General features: G+C 62.6%; 16 protein-coding genes. 8 read left to right on the forward strand and 8 right to left on the reverse strand.

Features of this window, described 5'->3' with window-relative positions; genetic code table 11:
- Nucleotides 1-5 precede the first annotated feature (5 nt).
- Complete coding sequence (locus LMJ30_RS10555) at nucleotides 6-1,175, reverse strand: YjgN family protein (protein ID WP_229432307.1); 1,170 nt, start codon at nucleotides 1,173-1,175, stop codon at nucleotides 6-8.
- A gap of 215 nt (nucleotides 1,176-1,390) precedes the next feature.
- On the opposite strand from LMJ30_RS10555, the gene pyrG reads away from it, so the two are divergent.
- From pyrG to LMJ30_RS10580, 5 genes are all read left to right on the forward strand, one after another.
- On the forward strand, nucleotides 1,391-3,076 hold the full coding sequence (gene pyrG, locus LMJ30_RS10560) for a CTP synthase (protein WP_229432308.1): 1,686 nt from the start codon (nucleotides 1,391-1,393) through the stop codon (nucleotides 3,074-3,076).
- Complete coding sequence (gene kdsA, locus LMJ30_RS10565; protein WP_229432309.1) at nucleotides 3,073-3,927, forward strand: 3-deoxy-8-phosphooctulonate synthase; 855 nt, start codon at nucleotides 3,073-3,075, stop codon at nucleotides 3,925-3,927. Before pyrG ends, kdsA begins: the two co-directional genes overlap by 4 nt.
- Before the next feature lie 89 nt (nucleotides 3,928-4,016).
- Nucleotides 4,017-5,300 (forward strand): phosphopyruvate hydratase, encoded by a 1,284-nt coding sequence (gene eno / locus LMJ30_RS10570; RefSeq protein ID WP_229432310.1) that lies wholly within the window; start codon nucleotides 4,017-4,019, stop codon nucleotides 5,298-5,300.
- Between the two features lie 41 nt (nucleotides 5,301-5,341).
- Nucleotides 5,342-5,689: a cell division protein FtsB gene (gene ftsB, locus LMJ30_RS10575; protein WP_229432311.1), complete on the forward strand. Its 348-nt coding sequence runs from the start codon at nucleotides 5,342-5,344 to the stop codon at nucleotides 5,687-5,689.
- A gap of 280 nt (nucleotides 5,690-5,969) precedes the next feature.
- Nucleotides 5,970-6,410, forward strand: a complete 441-nt coding sequence (locus tag LMJ30_RS10580) for an RcnB family protein (RefSeq protein ID WP_229432312.1) — start codon at nucleotides 5,970-5,972, stop codon at nucleotides 6,408-6,410.
- 77 nt (nucleotides 6,411-6,487) lie between these two features.
- Here the strand turns inward: LMJ30_RS10580 and LMJ30_RS10585 are convergent, their stop codons facing one another.
- Nucleotides 6,488-6,934 (reverse strand): NUDIX hydrolase, encoded by a 447-nt coding sequence (locus LMJ30_RS10585; protein ID WP_229432313.1) that lies wholly within the window; start codon nucleotides 6,932-6,934, stop codon nucleotides 6,488-6,490.
- Nucleotides 6,935-7,071: 137 nt separating this feature from the next.
- Here LMJ30_RS10585 and LMJ30_RS10590 point away from each other — a divergent pair, with 137 nt between their 5' ends.
- Nucleotides 7,072-8,103 (forward strand): TonB family protein, encoded by a 1,032-nt coding sequence (locus LMJ30_RS10590; RefSeq protein WP_229432314.1) that lies wholly within the window; start codon nucleotides 7,072-7,074, stop codon nucleotides 8,101-8,103.
- A gap of 11 nt (nucleotides 8,104-8,114) precedes the next feature.
- Here LMJ30_RS10590 and LMJ30_RS10595 read toward each other — a convergent pair whose 3' ends face one another.
- From LMJ30_RS10595 to LMJ30_RS10620, 6 genes are all read right to left on the reverse strand, one after another.
- On the reverse strand, nucleotides 8,115-9,026 hold the full coding sequence (locus LMJ30_RS10595) for an RNA polymerase sigma-70 factor (protein WP_371873010.1): 912 nt from the start codon (nucleotides 9,024-9,026) through the stop codon (nucleotides 8,115-8,117).
- 15 nt (nucleotides 9,027-9,041) lie between these two features.
- Nucleotides 9,042-9,506 (reverse strand): carboxymuconolactone decarboxylase family protein, encoded by a 465-nt coding sequence (locus LMJ30_RS10600; protein ID WP_229432316.1) that lies wholly within the window; start codon nucleotides 9,504-9,506, stop codon nucleotides 9,042-9,044.
- Nucleotides 9,507-9,615: 109 nt separating this feature from the next.
- Nucleotides 9,616-10,275: a glutathione S-transferase family protein gene (locus LMJ30_RS10605; protein ID WP_229432317.1), complete on the reverse strand. Its 660-nt coding sequence runs from the start codon at nucleotides 10,273-10,275 to the stop codon at nucleotides 9,616-9,618.
- A gap of 130 nt (nucleotides 10,276-10,405) precedes the next feature.
- Nucleotides 10,406-10,852, reverse strand: coding sequence for an acyl-CoA thioesterase (locus LMJ30_RS10610; protein WP_229432318.1), 447 nt, complete (start codon nucleotides 10,850-10,852; stop codon nucleotides 10,406-10,408).
- Entirely contained in the window at nucleotides 10,839-11,792 is a 954-nt protein-coding gene (gene hslO / locus LMJ30_RS10615; protein WP_229432319.1) for an Hsp33 family molecular chaperone HslO, read from the reverse strand. The genes LMJ30_RS10610 and hslO overlap by 14 nt, the downstream gene beginning before the upstream one ends.
- A 4-nt stretch (nucleotides 11,793-11,796) precedes the next feature.
- Nucleotides 11,797-12,321: a gamma carbonic anhydrase family protein gene (locus LMJ30_RS10620; RefSeq protein WP_229432320.1), complete on the reverse strand. Its 525-nt coding sequence runs from the start codon at nucleotides 12,319-12,321 to the stop codon at nucleotides 11,797-11,799.
- Nucleotides 12,322-12,466: 145 nt separating this feature from the next.
- Between LMJ30_RS10620 and LMJ30_RS10625 the strand changes: the two genes are divergently transcribed.
- Nucleotides 12,467-13,348, forward strand: coding sequence for an alpha/beta fold hydrolase (locus LMJ30_RS10625; protein WP_229432321.1), 882 nt, complete (start codon nucleotides 12,467-12,469; stop codon nucleotides 13,346-13,348).
- 94 nt (nucleotides 13,349-13,442) lie between these two features.
- Nucleotides 13,443-14,276, forward strand: coding sequence for a 3',5'-nucleoside bisphosphate phosphatase (locus LMJ30_RS10630; RefSeq protein WP_229432322.1), 834 nt, complete (start codon nucleotides 13,443-13,445; stop codon nucleotides 14,274-14,276).
- Nucleotides 14,277-14,432 lie beyond the last annotated feature (156 nt).

Consider the following 14,432-nt stretch of genomic DNA (forward strand, 5'->3'; position numbering starts at 1 on the left):
GAGGATTACCAGGAAAGATCGACGCCGAGGAAGTCGGCCACGCCATCGCTGCCAGCAGCACGCGAGGATCGGGTCATGCCGGCGGCGATGTGTTCAAAGCCGCTGTCGGTTTGCACAGTCGTGTGCGCGAGCCGGTATTCGTAGGCGCGCACCACGGCGAATGGCCGGTACAGGCCCAGTGTCAGCAGGGTCAGCACCGCGTTGGCCGTCTGCAGGCGCAGGTAGCCGCGCGCCTTCAGGTGCGAGGAAATGCTGACTCCCGGGAAGCTGGTGTTCGACCACGCCATGTTGGCAATGCGCACCTGGACGAAGGGGCCCGCGATCAGGTAGACCACGTACATCATCGCCACTACTGCCAGCATCGGCACCCATTTATCGATGTCGCCGATGCCCCCCATGCTGCCGGCTGCCGCCATGGCAAAGACCAGTCCGGCGACCAGCAGGCTGGCGGCGATTCCCATACCCAATGCCGCGAAGTAGGGCCTGTAGAACTTGCGTTTGGGAAGGTCGTAGGAAGCCTGCTGCGATCCGAATTCCAGGTGCCGGTGCTGGTAGCCCTTCATTGCGCCGTGCATCAATGGCCACACCAGGTACAAGGCGACGACCGGTAACACCAGCTTGCCGCTCGGGTCGACGGCCAGCAGCGCCGCCGGGGTCAGGAATAACATCAGGGGCGGCAGGTAAGCGCAGTAGGCGCCCGGCGCCGAGCCGCTGAAATTGAAACGCAGTCCGCGATACCGGGTGTTCCTCAGCCGAAAGCGCAATGCGCCGCGCATCATGAAGGGCAGCAACATCAGCAGCATCAGCACCACCGCGATCCCGACGCCGAGGGAAAATCCGAAGGCGTACTGGTAGGCGGCCAGTAATACAACTGCCAGCACCCGGCCGCGCAAGATGGCTTTGGGGTCGCCGTCGAAGTCGAAGCTGGCGCCGGCAAGCTGGGTGTTGCGGTCGAAATACTGCATGCGGCGCACTTTGGCCCAGGCCGAGTACACTCCCAAGGTGATCATGGACAAGAAGAGGTTGACGATCCAGATCCGGAAGTACTCCGACCCGCTGCCGGTAAACGTGAATCGATGGGTCTGCTGCTGCGGCGCGCTGTCGTTGGCGGCAACGGACGCGCGCGGCGCCTCGTCGAGGCCAGGCGCGGCAGGGGAGCGATCGGTGGGGGACATGGCGTCTCGCGGCAGGTAAAAGGAGACGATCATATGAGCTTGGCGTGCCGTTAGCCAGCGTTTTGCCTCTGCTGACCTGATCCCAGTCAAGCCGCATATTGCAGGAATGTACACAGACCGCGAAGATGATGTTTTTTACCTTGTTCTGCGGCAGTATTGGCGGGTTTAAGGTATAATTTCAATTTCCCGCGCGTGCCGTTCGGCACCATTCTGCAATGACCAAATTTGTCTTCGTCACTGGTGGCGTCGTGTCTTCCCTGGGTAAGGGGATTGCCGCCGCCTCTCTCGCCGCGATCCTTGAATCGCGTGGCCTCAAAGTCACCATGCTCAAGCTCGATCCGTACATCAACGTCGATCCGGGTACGATGAGCCCGATGCAGCACGGTGAAGTATTCGTGACCGACGACGGGGCCGAGACCGACCTCGACCTCGGCCACTACGAGCGCTTCATCAGCACCCGCATGCGCAAGGTGAACAACTTCACCACCGGCCAGATCTACGAATCCGTGATCCGCAAGGAACGCCGCGGCGAGTACCTCGGCAAGACCGTGCAGGTGATCCCGCACATCACCAACGAAATCCAGGACTACATCTACCGCGGCGCCGAAGGCGTGGACATCGCGCTGGTGGAAATCGGCGGCACCGTGGGCGACATCGAATCGCTGCCGTTCCTGGAAGCGGCGCGCCAGCTGTCGCTGCGCGCCGGCCGCAAGTCGGCCGCATTCGTCCACCTGACCCTGGTGCCGTACATCGCATCGGCAGGCGAACTGAAAACCAAGCCTACCCAGCACAGCGTACAGAAGCTGCGCGAAATCGGCATCTCGCCAAACGCGCTGCTGTGCCGCGCGGACCGCCGCATTCCTGAAGACGAGCGCGCCAAGATCTCGCTGTTCTCGAACGTCGAAGAGCAGGCCGTGATTTCGGTATGGGACGTCGACACCATCTACAAAGTGCCGCAAGTGCTGCATGACCAGGGCCTCGACGAGATCATCCTCGAAGCGCTCGGTATCGAAGCGCCGCCGGCCGACCTGTCGGTATGGACCAAGCTGATTCACGCGCTCGAGCACCCGAAGGCATCGGTCATGATCGGCATGGTCGGCAAGTATGTCGACCTGACCGAGTCCTACAAGTCGTTGACCGAAGCGCTGCGCCACGCCGGCATCCACACCGAAAGCCGCGTCAACATCGAATACCTCGACTCGGAAGACATCGAAACGCGCGGCTGCGACCACCTGGCCAAGTACGATGCGATCCTGGTGCCGGGCGGCTTCGGCAAGCGCGGCGTGGAAGGCAAGATCATGGCCGCGCGCTATGCACGCGAAAACAAGATCCCTTACCTGGGCATCTGCCTCGGCATGCAGGTTGCGCTGATCGAGTACGCCCGCCACATGGCAGGCCTGACCAACGCCAACTCCACCGAGTTCGATACCGAGACCGACCAGCCGGTCGTCGCCCTCATCAACGAGTGGCAGAACCACGATGGCAAGGTCGAAAAGCGCGACGAGAATTCGGACCTGGGCGGCACCATGCGCCTTGGCGCGCAGACCTGCGCGGTCAACCCGGGCACGCTGGCGGCGGAAATCTACGGCAGCGTCGTCACCGAGCGCCACCGCCACCGCTACGAAGCCAACAACCACTACCTGGGCCGCGTTGAAGCGGCGGGCCTGGTGGTGTCGGCGCGCACCCCGACCGAAGACCTGTGCGAAATCATGGAACTGCCGCGCAGCGGCGACAATGCGCACCCGTGGTACATGGGCGTCCAGTACCACCCGGAGTTCAAGTCGACCCCGCGTACCGGCCATCCGCTGTTCACGTCGTTCATCAAGGCTGCGCTGGCGCACCAGGCAGCTAACAGCCAGGCCGCCAACAGCGCCCCGGCCCTGCAAGGAGATGCAGCATGAAGCTATGTGGTTTCGACGTAGGCCTTGAGCACCCGATCTTCCTGATCTCGGGCACCTGCGTGATCGAGTCGCGCCAGATGGCGATGGATACCGCCGGCACCCTGAAGGAAATCACTTCGGCGCTGGGCATCCCGTTCATCTACAAGTCGTCCTTCGACAAGGCCAACCGCTCGTCGGGCAAAACCTTCCGCGGTCCTGGCATGGAGAAGGGCCTGGAGATCCTGGCCGACGTCAAGCGCGAGATCGGCGTGCCGGTTTTGACCGACGTGCACACGGTCGAAGAGATCCCGATGGTCGCCAGCGTGGTTGACGTGCTGCAGACCCCGGCCTTCCTGTGCCGCCAGACCGACTTCATCGTCGCCTGCGCGCAGTCCGGCCTGCCGGTCAACATCAAGAAGGGCCAGTTCCTGGCCCCCGGCGACATGAAGAACGTGATCGACAAGGCACGCGCGGCAGCACGCGACGCTGGCCTGAACGAAGACAACTTCATGGCCTGCGAGCGCGGCGCCTCGTTCGGCTACAACAACCTGGTGTCGGACATGCGTTCGCTCGCCATCATGCGCGAGTCGAACTGCCCGGTCGTCTTCGACGCCACCCACTCGGTGCAGCTGCCGGGCGGGCAGGGCACGTCCTCGGGCGGCCAGCGCGAACACATCCCGGTGCTGTCGCGTGCTGCTGTCGCCGTCGGCGTGGCGGGCCTGTTCATGGAGACCCACCCGAATCCGGCGCAAGCGATGTCGGACGGCCCCAACGCGGTGCCGCTGGGACGCATGAAGGAGCTGCTGTCCACCCTGGTCGACATCGACCGCGTGGTCAAGAAGACCGCCTTCCTCGAAACTAGCTTCAATTGATGTAAATAATATGCTTAGTACCCGAACGCCCCATGTGGGCGTTCGGCGTTTGCGCGCAACGAATTTTTTACCTTTCCGGAGACTGAAACATGAGTGCTATCGTTGATATTATCGGCCGTGAGATCATTGACTCGCGCGGCAATCCGACCGTGGAATGCGACGTGCTGCTGGAGTCGGGCGTCATGGGCCGCGCGGCTGTCCCATCGGGCGCCTCGACCGGTTCGCGCGAAGCGATCGAACTGCGCGACGGCGACATGAAGCGCTACTTCGGCAAGGGCGTGCTGCAGGCCTGCGAAAATATCAACACCGAGATCTCCGAAGCGATCATGGGCCTGGACGCGAACGAACAAGCCTTCCTCGACCGCACCCTGATCGACCTCGATGGCACCGAGAACAAGAGCCGCCTTGGCGCCAACGCCATGCTGGCCGTGTCGATGGCCGTGGCCAAGGCAGCCGCTGAAGAAGCCGGCCTGCCGCTGTACCGCTACTTCGGCGGTTCGGGCGCGATGCAGATGCCTGTGCCGATGATGAACGTCATCAACGGCGGCGCACACGCCGACAACAACCTGGACATCCAGGAATTCATGATCATCCCGGTTGGCGCACCAAGCTTCAAGGAAGCGGTTCGCTACGGCGCGGAAGTGTTCCACACGCTGAAGAAGATCCTGCACGCGAAGGGCATGGCCACGTCGGTCGGCGACGAAGGCGGTTTCGCGCCGAACGTCGGCAGCCACGAAGAAGCGATCAAGCTGATCATGCAGGCGATCGAAGAAGCAGGCTATGAGCCAGGCACGCAGATCGCGCTGGGCCTCGACTGCGCAGCAAGCGAATTCCACAAGGACGGCAAGTACGTACTGTCGGGCGAAGGCCTGTCGCTCACCGCGACCGAATTCACCAACATGCTCGCGACCTGGTGCGACAAGTACCCGATCATCTCGATCGAAGACGCGATGGCTGAAGGCGACTGGGACGGCTGGGCGATCCTGACCCAGGCACTGGGCAAGAAGGTGCAGCTGGTCGGCGACGACCTGTACGTCACCAACACCAAGATCCTGAAGGAAGGCATCTCGAAGGGCATCGCCAACTCGATCCTCATCAAGATCAACCAGATCGGCACCCTGACCGAGACCTTCGCAGCGATCGAGATGGCCAAGCGCGCCGGCTACACCGCCGTGATCTCGCACCGTTCGGGCGAAACCGAAGACTCGACCATCGCGGACATCGCGGTTGGCACCAACGCCCTGCAGATCAAGACCGGCTCGCTGTCGCGTTCGGACCGCATGGCCAAGTACAACCAGCTGCTGCGCATCGAAGAAGACCTGGGCGACATCGCCAGCTATCCTGGCCGCGACGCGTTCTACAACCTGAAGTAAGAACAGGCCTGGCCGGTTAGCGCCGGCCAGCTGCTCACTCAATGCGCCTGATTACGCTCGCCCTCGCAGCACTGCTGCTCCTGATCCAGTACCCGCTTTGGCTGGGTAAGGGCGGCTGGCTGCGCGTGTACGACCTCGAAAGCCAGGTCGCCACCGCGCAGCAGAGCGCAGCGGACCGCAAGGCGCGCAACGCCAAGCTGGAGTCCGAGGTCACCGACCTGAAGACGGGTACCGGCGCGGTTGAAGAACGCGCGCGCTTTGAGCTGGGCATGATCAAAGAGAACGAGATCTTCGTCCAGGTGCTCGGCAAAAACGGCAAACCTGTCGAATCGGCGACGCCGCCGCCTCCGCCGCCACCGGCGAAAGGCGAAGGCAAACTGTCGCACTGACAACCAGAGCACTCCAAAGAAAACCGCCCGTTCAACACGCGGCGGTTTTTTTTCGCCAGCAGCACGCTCCCGTAGGGCGGACAAGCCCGCAGGGCGCCTCCGCCGCGTCCCCCGGCAGATACGTCGCGTAACACTTCTTACTGGTAAACGGTAGAACTGTACATGTGCACGGGGTGTAATGCGTACATGGGCGAAGGAACTGTACTAGCTCATCTCCTGGGGACGATGGTCTGCAGGAGCCCAGGCAGGCAAATGGTTTCACTTCACCTCAGGAGCGCATATGAACACGAAAGCCCTCATCATCGCCGCGGTTGCAGCTACTTTCACTTCCGGTGCCGCATTCGCGCAATCGTATGAACGCGACTACCGCAATGACCGATATGAGCAGAACGACCGCGCTTACCGCGGCGACCGTTACGACCACAACCAGCGCGCGCAGTACGGTCATGACCGCCGGTACGACCGCCACGACCGTTACGATCACTCGCGCCGCGGACACGCGCGCCGCGACTACGGCTACAACCATGGTTCGCACTACCGTGTGCGCCGCGGCGAGTACCTGGCGCACCATTACCGCGGGTCGCGTTATGTGGTCAGCGACTGGCGCGGCCGCCGCCTGTACGCGCCGCCACGTGGCTACCACTGGGTCCAGGCTGGCAATGACTACGCCCTGGTGGCACTGGCCACCGGCCTGATCGCACAGGTCCTGTTGAGTAATTAACTTTGTAGCGAAGGTGCGGCCGATACCGCACCCGATGCGAAAGCAGCCCCGATGGGGCTGCTTTTTTATTGGTGGCCCTACCAGTCCATCGCCACCAGTCGTTTGGCCATCCGTGGCCAGCATAATTTGGCCAGCTCGTCGCGCGACGCCCAGCGGAAACCATCGGCTTCCGGGGTTGGCTCACCTGTCACCTGGTGCGGAAAGAAGCTGGTGCATTCGAGATGGTCCAGGCAATCAAGTTCGGCTGGCGCGCGCACCAGGAACAGGTGGAGCTTTTTGTCCTTGCGGTAGTCGAAGCAGCCCAAGTCGACAAATTCGCTTTCGGCAAATGCCAGGCCGGCTTCTTCCTTCAACTCGCGCATCGCTGTTTCGATCGGCGTCTCGCCGGGATCCTGCATTCCTTTTGGGATATCCCATTTGGCCGTGCCTGTAACGTGGCATAGCAGCAGTTGGCCCGCGCCGTTGACGATGAGCGTGCCGCAAGAAACCGGAAGAGACATCGTGTAATCCTGAAGAATGGTCATGGCTGGAAGGAGCATTGTAGCGTCACATCAGTTACCAGCGGCGCTGATGCGCCCGCAACGGCCGTCAGGAATGGGGCTGTTCACTATTCGTACCCGTCAACGTATAATTTCCCTATGGAAATATATATATCGATAACATGATGAGACTACGAAAAGCCATTTCCCTGGCGTTCTTGCTGACCGCCTCTGTTTTTGCCGCGACCCAAACCGTGATGGCGGATGAGCGCACCGCACCGGCAGCGGGCGACCGCAGCGCAATCGCGCTACCGTGTGCCAATCCCGAGTGGCCGAATGGCGCACGGCATGGGGAGCTGCAAGGCATCGTCACGCTTCACTTCCTGGTGGATGTGGACGGAGCGGTAACTGACACCAAGCTCATCAAATCGAGCGGATTCAAAAAGATCGACGAAGCCACGATCACGGGCTTGAAAAAGTGCCAGTTTCTTCCCGCAATCGTGGGCGGCAAGGCGGTGCAGTCCTGGCTGCCGATCCAGTACGTCTGGATTGTCAACGGTACACGCGGGGCCCGCGCCGTGGAGGTGGAGGCCGCCATGGCCCGGATTCTGTCCCTGGCCGAGAGTGGCGATATGGCGGGACAGTTCCAGGCCGGGATCGTCTATCGAAACGGACGAGGCGTGCCGCGCGACGACGCAGAAGCTGCGCGCTGGTATCTGAAGGCAGCCCGCCAAGGGCACCCCGGCGCGCAATTTAACCTCGGCCTGATGTACCTGGCAGGCGAAGGTATCGCCAGGAGCGACACCGAGGCCGCCCAATGGATGCGCAAAGCTGCCGAGCAGGGGCACGCAAGCGCCCAGTTCAACCTTGGTGCCTTCTACACCCGTGGACAAGGCGTGGACAAGAACGCCAGCGACGCAGAACACTGGACGCGCAAGGCGGCCGAGCAGGGACTGGCGCCTGCCCAGGTCGCGCTTGGCGATATGTACGACGAGGGACGCGGCGTGCCAGCGGACGGCGTGCTGTCCGCAGCGTGGTATCGCAAGGCTGCGGAACAGGGAGACGTGACTGGCCAGTTTTATCTGGCACAGTGCTTCGAATACGGCGTCGCCGGTTCGAGGGACCTGAAGGAAGCACGGGCCTGGTATGCCAAAGCCGCCGCCCAGGGACATCGCGACGCCGCGGCCGCGCTGGCGGCGCTCGGATCGAAGTAAGGCCGCCCGAGTTAAATGAATTGCGGTACGGCGGCCAGCTTGTCCGGATTACGCATGACGAACACCGCAACAATGCGGCCGTCGTCGATGATGAATGACTGCGCCGATTCGATCTTGCCGCCGACATAGCGCAGCAGCCCCGGTTCGCCATTAACCAGGGCGGAACGGTAAGCCACCTGCGCAGGATTCTGGTTTTCCAGCGTCCAGTACACGCCGGCGACCCGGCCCGCACCGCGCAAGATGTGCTGGAACGAGTTGACCTTGCCGCCGCCGTCGGCCACCAGCTGCACATCGTCCGACATCATCGCCTTCATCGCCGCGCGGTCGCCCTTACCGGCGGCCTGCATGAACTTCACCAGCAGTTCGCGGTGCGTATCCTTCGGTACCTTGAAGCGTGGACGTTCTTGCTGCACCCGCGCCTGCGCCCGGTGCACCAGCTGGCGGCAGCTGGCTTCGGATTTGTTCAGCATCGCAGCGATGTCGGCGTAGTCCTGGTCGAACACCTGCCGCATCAGGAAGGCGGCGCGTTCCTCCGGCGCCAGCCGTTCCAGCACCCACATGAACGCCACCGACACGTCGCTGGCCAGTTCGGCCGCGCGCTCGGGCGTGTGTTCGTCCAGTTCCACCAGCGGCTCCGGCAGCCACCAGCCGGTGTAGGCCTCGCGCTCCGCCTTGCGGGTGCGCAGGCGGTCGAGGGACAGGCGCGTCGTGACCGTCACCAGCCATGCCTCGGGCGACTGGACTGCGGCCTGTTCGGTCCCGTGCCAGCGCAGCCACGCATCCTGCACCACGTCTTCCGCATCGGCGCGGGTGCCGAGCATCCGGTACGCGATCGAGAACAGGCGCGGTCGAAGCGCGGCAAAGGCATGGATATCGTCGGTGGTGGGTTCGCTGGTCATGGCTGGCATCGATATGTTCGACAGTGTACCGCCCGCTGCTTAGAAGCCCGGCGCAGGCACTTCGGGAATCTGGTTGCGAAGGCTCAGGTTAATCACGTTCCAGCCTTTGATGACCGCCACCGCGTAGCTCAGTTCTGCGATTTCGGTCGGGTTGAAATGTTGGGCAAGTTCGCCGTACGCCGCATCGGTGTCGTCGCGCTGTGGCAGCGCGTTGACAGCTTCGGCCCAGGCAAGCGCCGCGCGTTCGCGTGGGCTGAAGAACGGCGCCTCGCGCCAGCCGGCGATGGCATTCAGGTGGCGCGGCTCGGCGCCTTGCCTGATCAGGTCGCGCCAGTGCATGTCGACACAGACGCCGCAGCCGTTGATCTGCGAGACGCGCAGGTTCACCAGTTCGACCAGGGCTTCGCCCAGCGAGCTCTTTTTGACTGACGCGGAGAGGTTGATCATCGCCTTCAGGTTGGTCGGGGCGAGGGTGTAGAAGGGGAGGCGGGCGACGTGGGACATGATAGGCCTTTCGTTAGGAAGGAAGGCACCCGTTGTGCCTTCGCTCCCTATAAGACGATCACGCCAGCGAGCTTGTGACAGGAACCCGAAAAATATTTCGGGCGGGCGCTTAATCCCGGTCCGGCGCGCCCAATGGGAAGAGTGAGCGGTACTGCCGCGCTTCGTTGACCGCCCGGGCGAAGGACGGACGGTCAAGCAGGCGTGATCGGTAAGCGCGCAGGACGGAAAACGCCTCGGGAATCGGGTGCGTCCAATCCGCATAGAACAGCGACGGCGCAGCTGCACAATCAGCCAGCGTGAAGTCCGCGCCAGCAGCCCAGGTCCGTCCGGCGAGCTCCTTATCCAGCCACGCATACGCGAGATCCAGTTTTTCGGTGGCGAACGCGAGACCATCGTGCCGCTTGGCGGGGTCGCCAGTCATGGTGCCGCTTACCGCGTGCTGTACCGGGCTCATTACGTGGAGATCGAAAGCGCGGTCGAGGAAGCGCACTTCAAGCGCGGCCATCGGGTCTTCCGGCAGGAGGCGTACCGGGCCGGGGTGCGCCAGCTGCAGGTACTCAATGATGATGCTGGTCTCGACAATGGTGCGTCCCTTGTCCACCAAAAGCGGGAACTTGCGCAATGGCCAGCGCTGCAGCCATTCCTCAACATGCTGCGGGGTGTCCGGTCCGATAAGGCGGAATTCGAACGGCGTACCGTTTTCATACAGCGCAATGAGAACTTTCTGGGTGTACGAGGAAAACGGATGGCCGTAGAGCGCTGGCGACATTGTACAAGCTCCTATAATCAAACATCTTCAGGCTTGGAAGTACTGAACTTTACGCCAACTGTTTGAAGAGGTGCGAAAAACGCTACATGATCCGGTACCAGCAGAAGCTCCGTTTCAGATCGCTCCTGCCTCAGGCTTGTGGCAGGAGCACTTGCAGCACCTCGCGGACCGGTGCGGGTATCGGAACCGGGCGGTTGCTGGAGCGCTCGACGTAGACGTGGACGAAGTGGCCGGCCGCGCAAGGCAGGGGATCGTCGTTGCGGTACAGCGCGATCTCGTAGCGCACGCTCGTGTTGCCAAGCCTGGCCACGCGGACACCGGCGTGGACCGTATCGGGAAAACTGAGCGAGCTGAAGTAGGAGCAGCCCGAATCCACCACGAAGCCCACCACTTCTCCTTTGTGAATATCGAGCACGCCGCGTTCAATCAGGAACTGGTTCACCGCGGTATCGAAATACGAGTAGTACACCACGTTGTTCACATGGCCGTAGACGTCGTTATCCATCCAGCGCGTGGCGATCCCGCAAAAGTGCGGGAAAGCCGCGCGCGGGGCGGTGCGCAGCTCAGTGCTTGACATCGCCGGCCGGGATCAGCGTTTCGACCGGGGTATCGGTGGCGAACAGCTGCGCGCAGTCGACCGTGTCGAAGGCATAGTGCTTGCCGCAGAAGTCGCAGTTGATCTCGAGCGCGCCCAGGTCTTCCAGTGCCGCCTCGACTTCGTCGGTGCCCAGCATCTTGAGCATGTTGCCGACCTTTTCACGCGTGCAGCTGCAGTGGAAGCGCGGGTGCGCCGGGTCGAACACGCGGATCGTCTCTTCCCAGAACAGGCGGCTCATCAGGGTCTGGATGTCGGCCGTCAGCAGTTCTTCCTGCTTCAGGGTCGAGGCCAGCATCACCGCGCGGTTCCAGGTTTCGAGGTCTTCCGCTTCACTGGCCTGCTTGGTCTGGTCGTCCTTGCCGCTGTGGCGCGGCAGCTTTTGCAGCAGCAGGCCGCGCGAGACATGGGCGTCGGCCGCGATCCACAGGCGCGTGTCGAGCTGCTCGGAACGCAGCATGTAGTTTTCGATCACGGTTGCCATGTCGTCGCCGTCGAGCGGCACGATGCCCTGGTAGGGCTGCTGGCCCGGCATCTTGTCCATCGGGTCGAGCGTGATGACGAAGCGGCCCTTGCCGGTCGCGTTCAGCAGCGACGTCAGGGTGGCGTCGTCGGCCACGTGCGCGCCTTCGGCCAGCTTGGCGGTGGCGCGCAGGCGCAGTTCGGAGTCGCATTCGACGACCATCAGCTTGACCGGGCCATCGCCGTGGATCTGCATGATGATCGCGCCGTTGAACTTCAGGTTCGCCGACAGCAGGGCAGCGGCGGCCAGCATCTCGCCCAGCACCGTCTTGACCGCAGGCGGGTAGCTGTGGCGGGCCTGCACTTCGCGCCAGGTGTCGGAAATTTCGACGAACTCGCCGCGCACGGCGGCGTTCTCGAAGATGAATCTTTGCAGGGTGTCTTTGTTGTCTGTCGTCATTGTCTTATCCGATTCTTTTGAGTTCTGCCTTGAACAGCTGGCCGCGCTTCACATAGCTGGCGGCGCTGGCCTGCAGGCGGGCGACGTCTTCTTCGCTGAGCGTGCGCACCGCTTTGGCGGGGGCGCCGATAATCAGCGAGTAGTCGGGGAATTCCTTGCCCTCGGTAACCAGGGCGCCGGCGCCGACCAGGCAACCCTTGCCGATCTTCGCGCCATTCAGGATCACCGCCTGGATGCCGATCAGCGAGCCGTCGCCGACGGTGCAGCCATGCAGCATCGCCTGGTGGCCGATCGTCACGCCTTTGCCGATGTTGAGCGGATAGCCCATGTCGGTATGCATGACCGTGCCTTCCTGCACGTTGCTGTCCTCGCCGATGGTAATGCGTTCGTTGTCGCCGCGAATCGTGACGCCGAACCACACCGAAGCGTTGGCTTCGAGCGTGACCTTGCCGATCAGGTTGGCGGAATCGGCAACGAAAGCCGATGCGTCGATCTCGGGAGCGTGCTCGCCCAGCTGGAAGATGGCCATAGTAGTTTTAGTGGAAACGTTGGGATGGCGCTATTTTACGCCCCAAGGCCGCTTTGCCGGCCGAATGCGAACAAATGGGGCCGGCAGCCGGAATATCAACAGCAGCGTATAATGCGAACGGTCGTACTTTTATTTTGAGGCAAGCATGAAACCATCCCGTTCCGAATTCCTGACCATCCGCGGCCTGCGCAGCCACATCCGCCACTGGGGCAGGGAAGGGGCGCCCAAGCTGTTCATGGTGCACGGCTGGATGGACGTGTCGGCCTCGTTCCAGTTTGTGGTCGATTGCCTGCAGCAGGACTGGCATGTGATCGCGCCGGACTGGCGTGGCTTCGGCCTGTCACAACGCACCCAGTCGGACACTTACTGGTTTGCCGACTACGTGGCCGACCTCGACGCCATCCTCGACCATTACGCGCCGGGCGAGGCGGTCAACCTGCTGGGTCACAGCATGGGCGGCAACGTGGTGAACATTTACGCCGGCGTGCGGCCAGGCCGGGTGCGCCGCCTGATCAACCTGGAAGGCTTCGGGCTGCCTGCGACCAAACCGGAAGATTCGCCCAAGCGTTATGCGAAATGGCTCGACGAGCTGCGCGAGCCGCCGGTGTTGAAGTCTTACCCAAGCCGCCAGGCGGTGGCGGCGCGCTTGCAGAAAACCAATCCGCGCCTGCCGGATGAGCGCGCCGATTTCCTGTCGCAGCACTGGTCGGCGCCGAACGAGGCGGGTGAATGGGAAATCCTTGGCGATCCGCAGCACAAGAAGCCGAGTCCCTTGCTTTATCATGTCGAGGAAGTGCTGGCCTGCTCGCGCGCGATCACCGCACCTGTGATGTGGGTGGAGGCCGAGGACACCAATATGTGGCAGTGGATGGGGCCGAAGGAGCAGGCACGGGCTGAAGTCGACCGCCGCCTGTCGCACCTTGCGAATGTCACCGCGCACATGATGCCGGACGCCGGCCACATGCTGCACCATGACCAGCCCGAACTGCTGGCGCGGATGATCGAGGATTTTGTCACGCGGGACTGATCCGCTGTTTGTTTCTCGCCACTGAGCAACGTCATTAGTCGGCGTACAATGAGGCCTTCGCGACCGTGTTCCTGATCCGAGGCTTGTTTTCCGTATGCTGACAGTAGATCTTCATTGCCATTCCAACGTCTCCGACGGCGTTCTTGCGCCCGAGGCCGTGGCCCGGTACGCGCACGGTTCCGGGGTCGATGTGTGGGCGCTGACCGACCACGATGAAGTGGGCGGCATTGCACGGGCGCGTGCCGCGGCGCAGGAGCTCGGGATGCGGTTTGTCCCAGGCGTCGAGATTTCGATTACCTGGGCTAATTCCACCGTCCACATCGTCGGCGTGCAGGTCGATGAGCAGAACCCGACCTTGGTGCAGGGACTGGCCGACACGCGCAGCGGGCGCGATTCGCGCGGACGCGAAATTGCCGCGCAGCTCGAGAAAGCGGGCATTCCCGGCGCTTATGAAGGCGCGCTGAAATATGTCGGTAACCCGGACCTGATGTCGCGCACCCATTTCGCGCGTTACCTGGTCGAGTGCGGCGTGGCCAACAATACGCCGGACGTGTTCCGTAAATACCTGACGGAAGGAAAGCCAGGGTATGTGCCGCATCGCTGGGCCAGCATGGAACAGGCGGTCGGGTGGATCAAGGCTGCCGGCGGCATTGCCGTGATTGCGCATCCGGGGCGGTACAAGATCAGCCCGACAGCGGAAGGCGCGCTGTTTGACGAATTCAAGGACCTCGGAGGCGTGGCCATCGAGGTCGTTACCGGCAGTCATACGCCGGATCAGTATCCGCATTACGCGGAATTGGCGCGGCGGTATGGTTTCCTTGCTTCGCGCGGGACGGATTTCCATGCGCCGGGGGAGAACCGGGTCGAGTTTGCGCAGCTGCCGCCGTTACCGGGCAATTTGACGCCGGTCTGGCACGACTGGTTTTAGATCAATTCGGCGGAGGCGGGCTTTGCCCTTGTCCGCCCTACGGTTCCGTGGATCGTAGGGCGAACAAGCGCGCCGCGCGCATCCGCCGGATTCAGCCTTAAGCTCCCGTTAAGAATCCCGACTTGAATTTTCCCCTGAGCACCCTTATCTTAGCGA

It is taken from the genome of Massilia agrisoli (assembly GCF_020831365.1).
Lineage (GTDB): Bacteria > Pseudomonadota > Gammaproteobacteria > Burkholderiales > Burkholderiaceae_D > Telluria_A > Telluria_A agrisoli.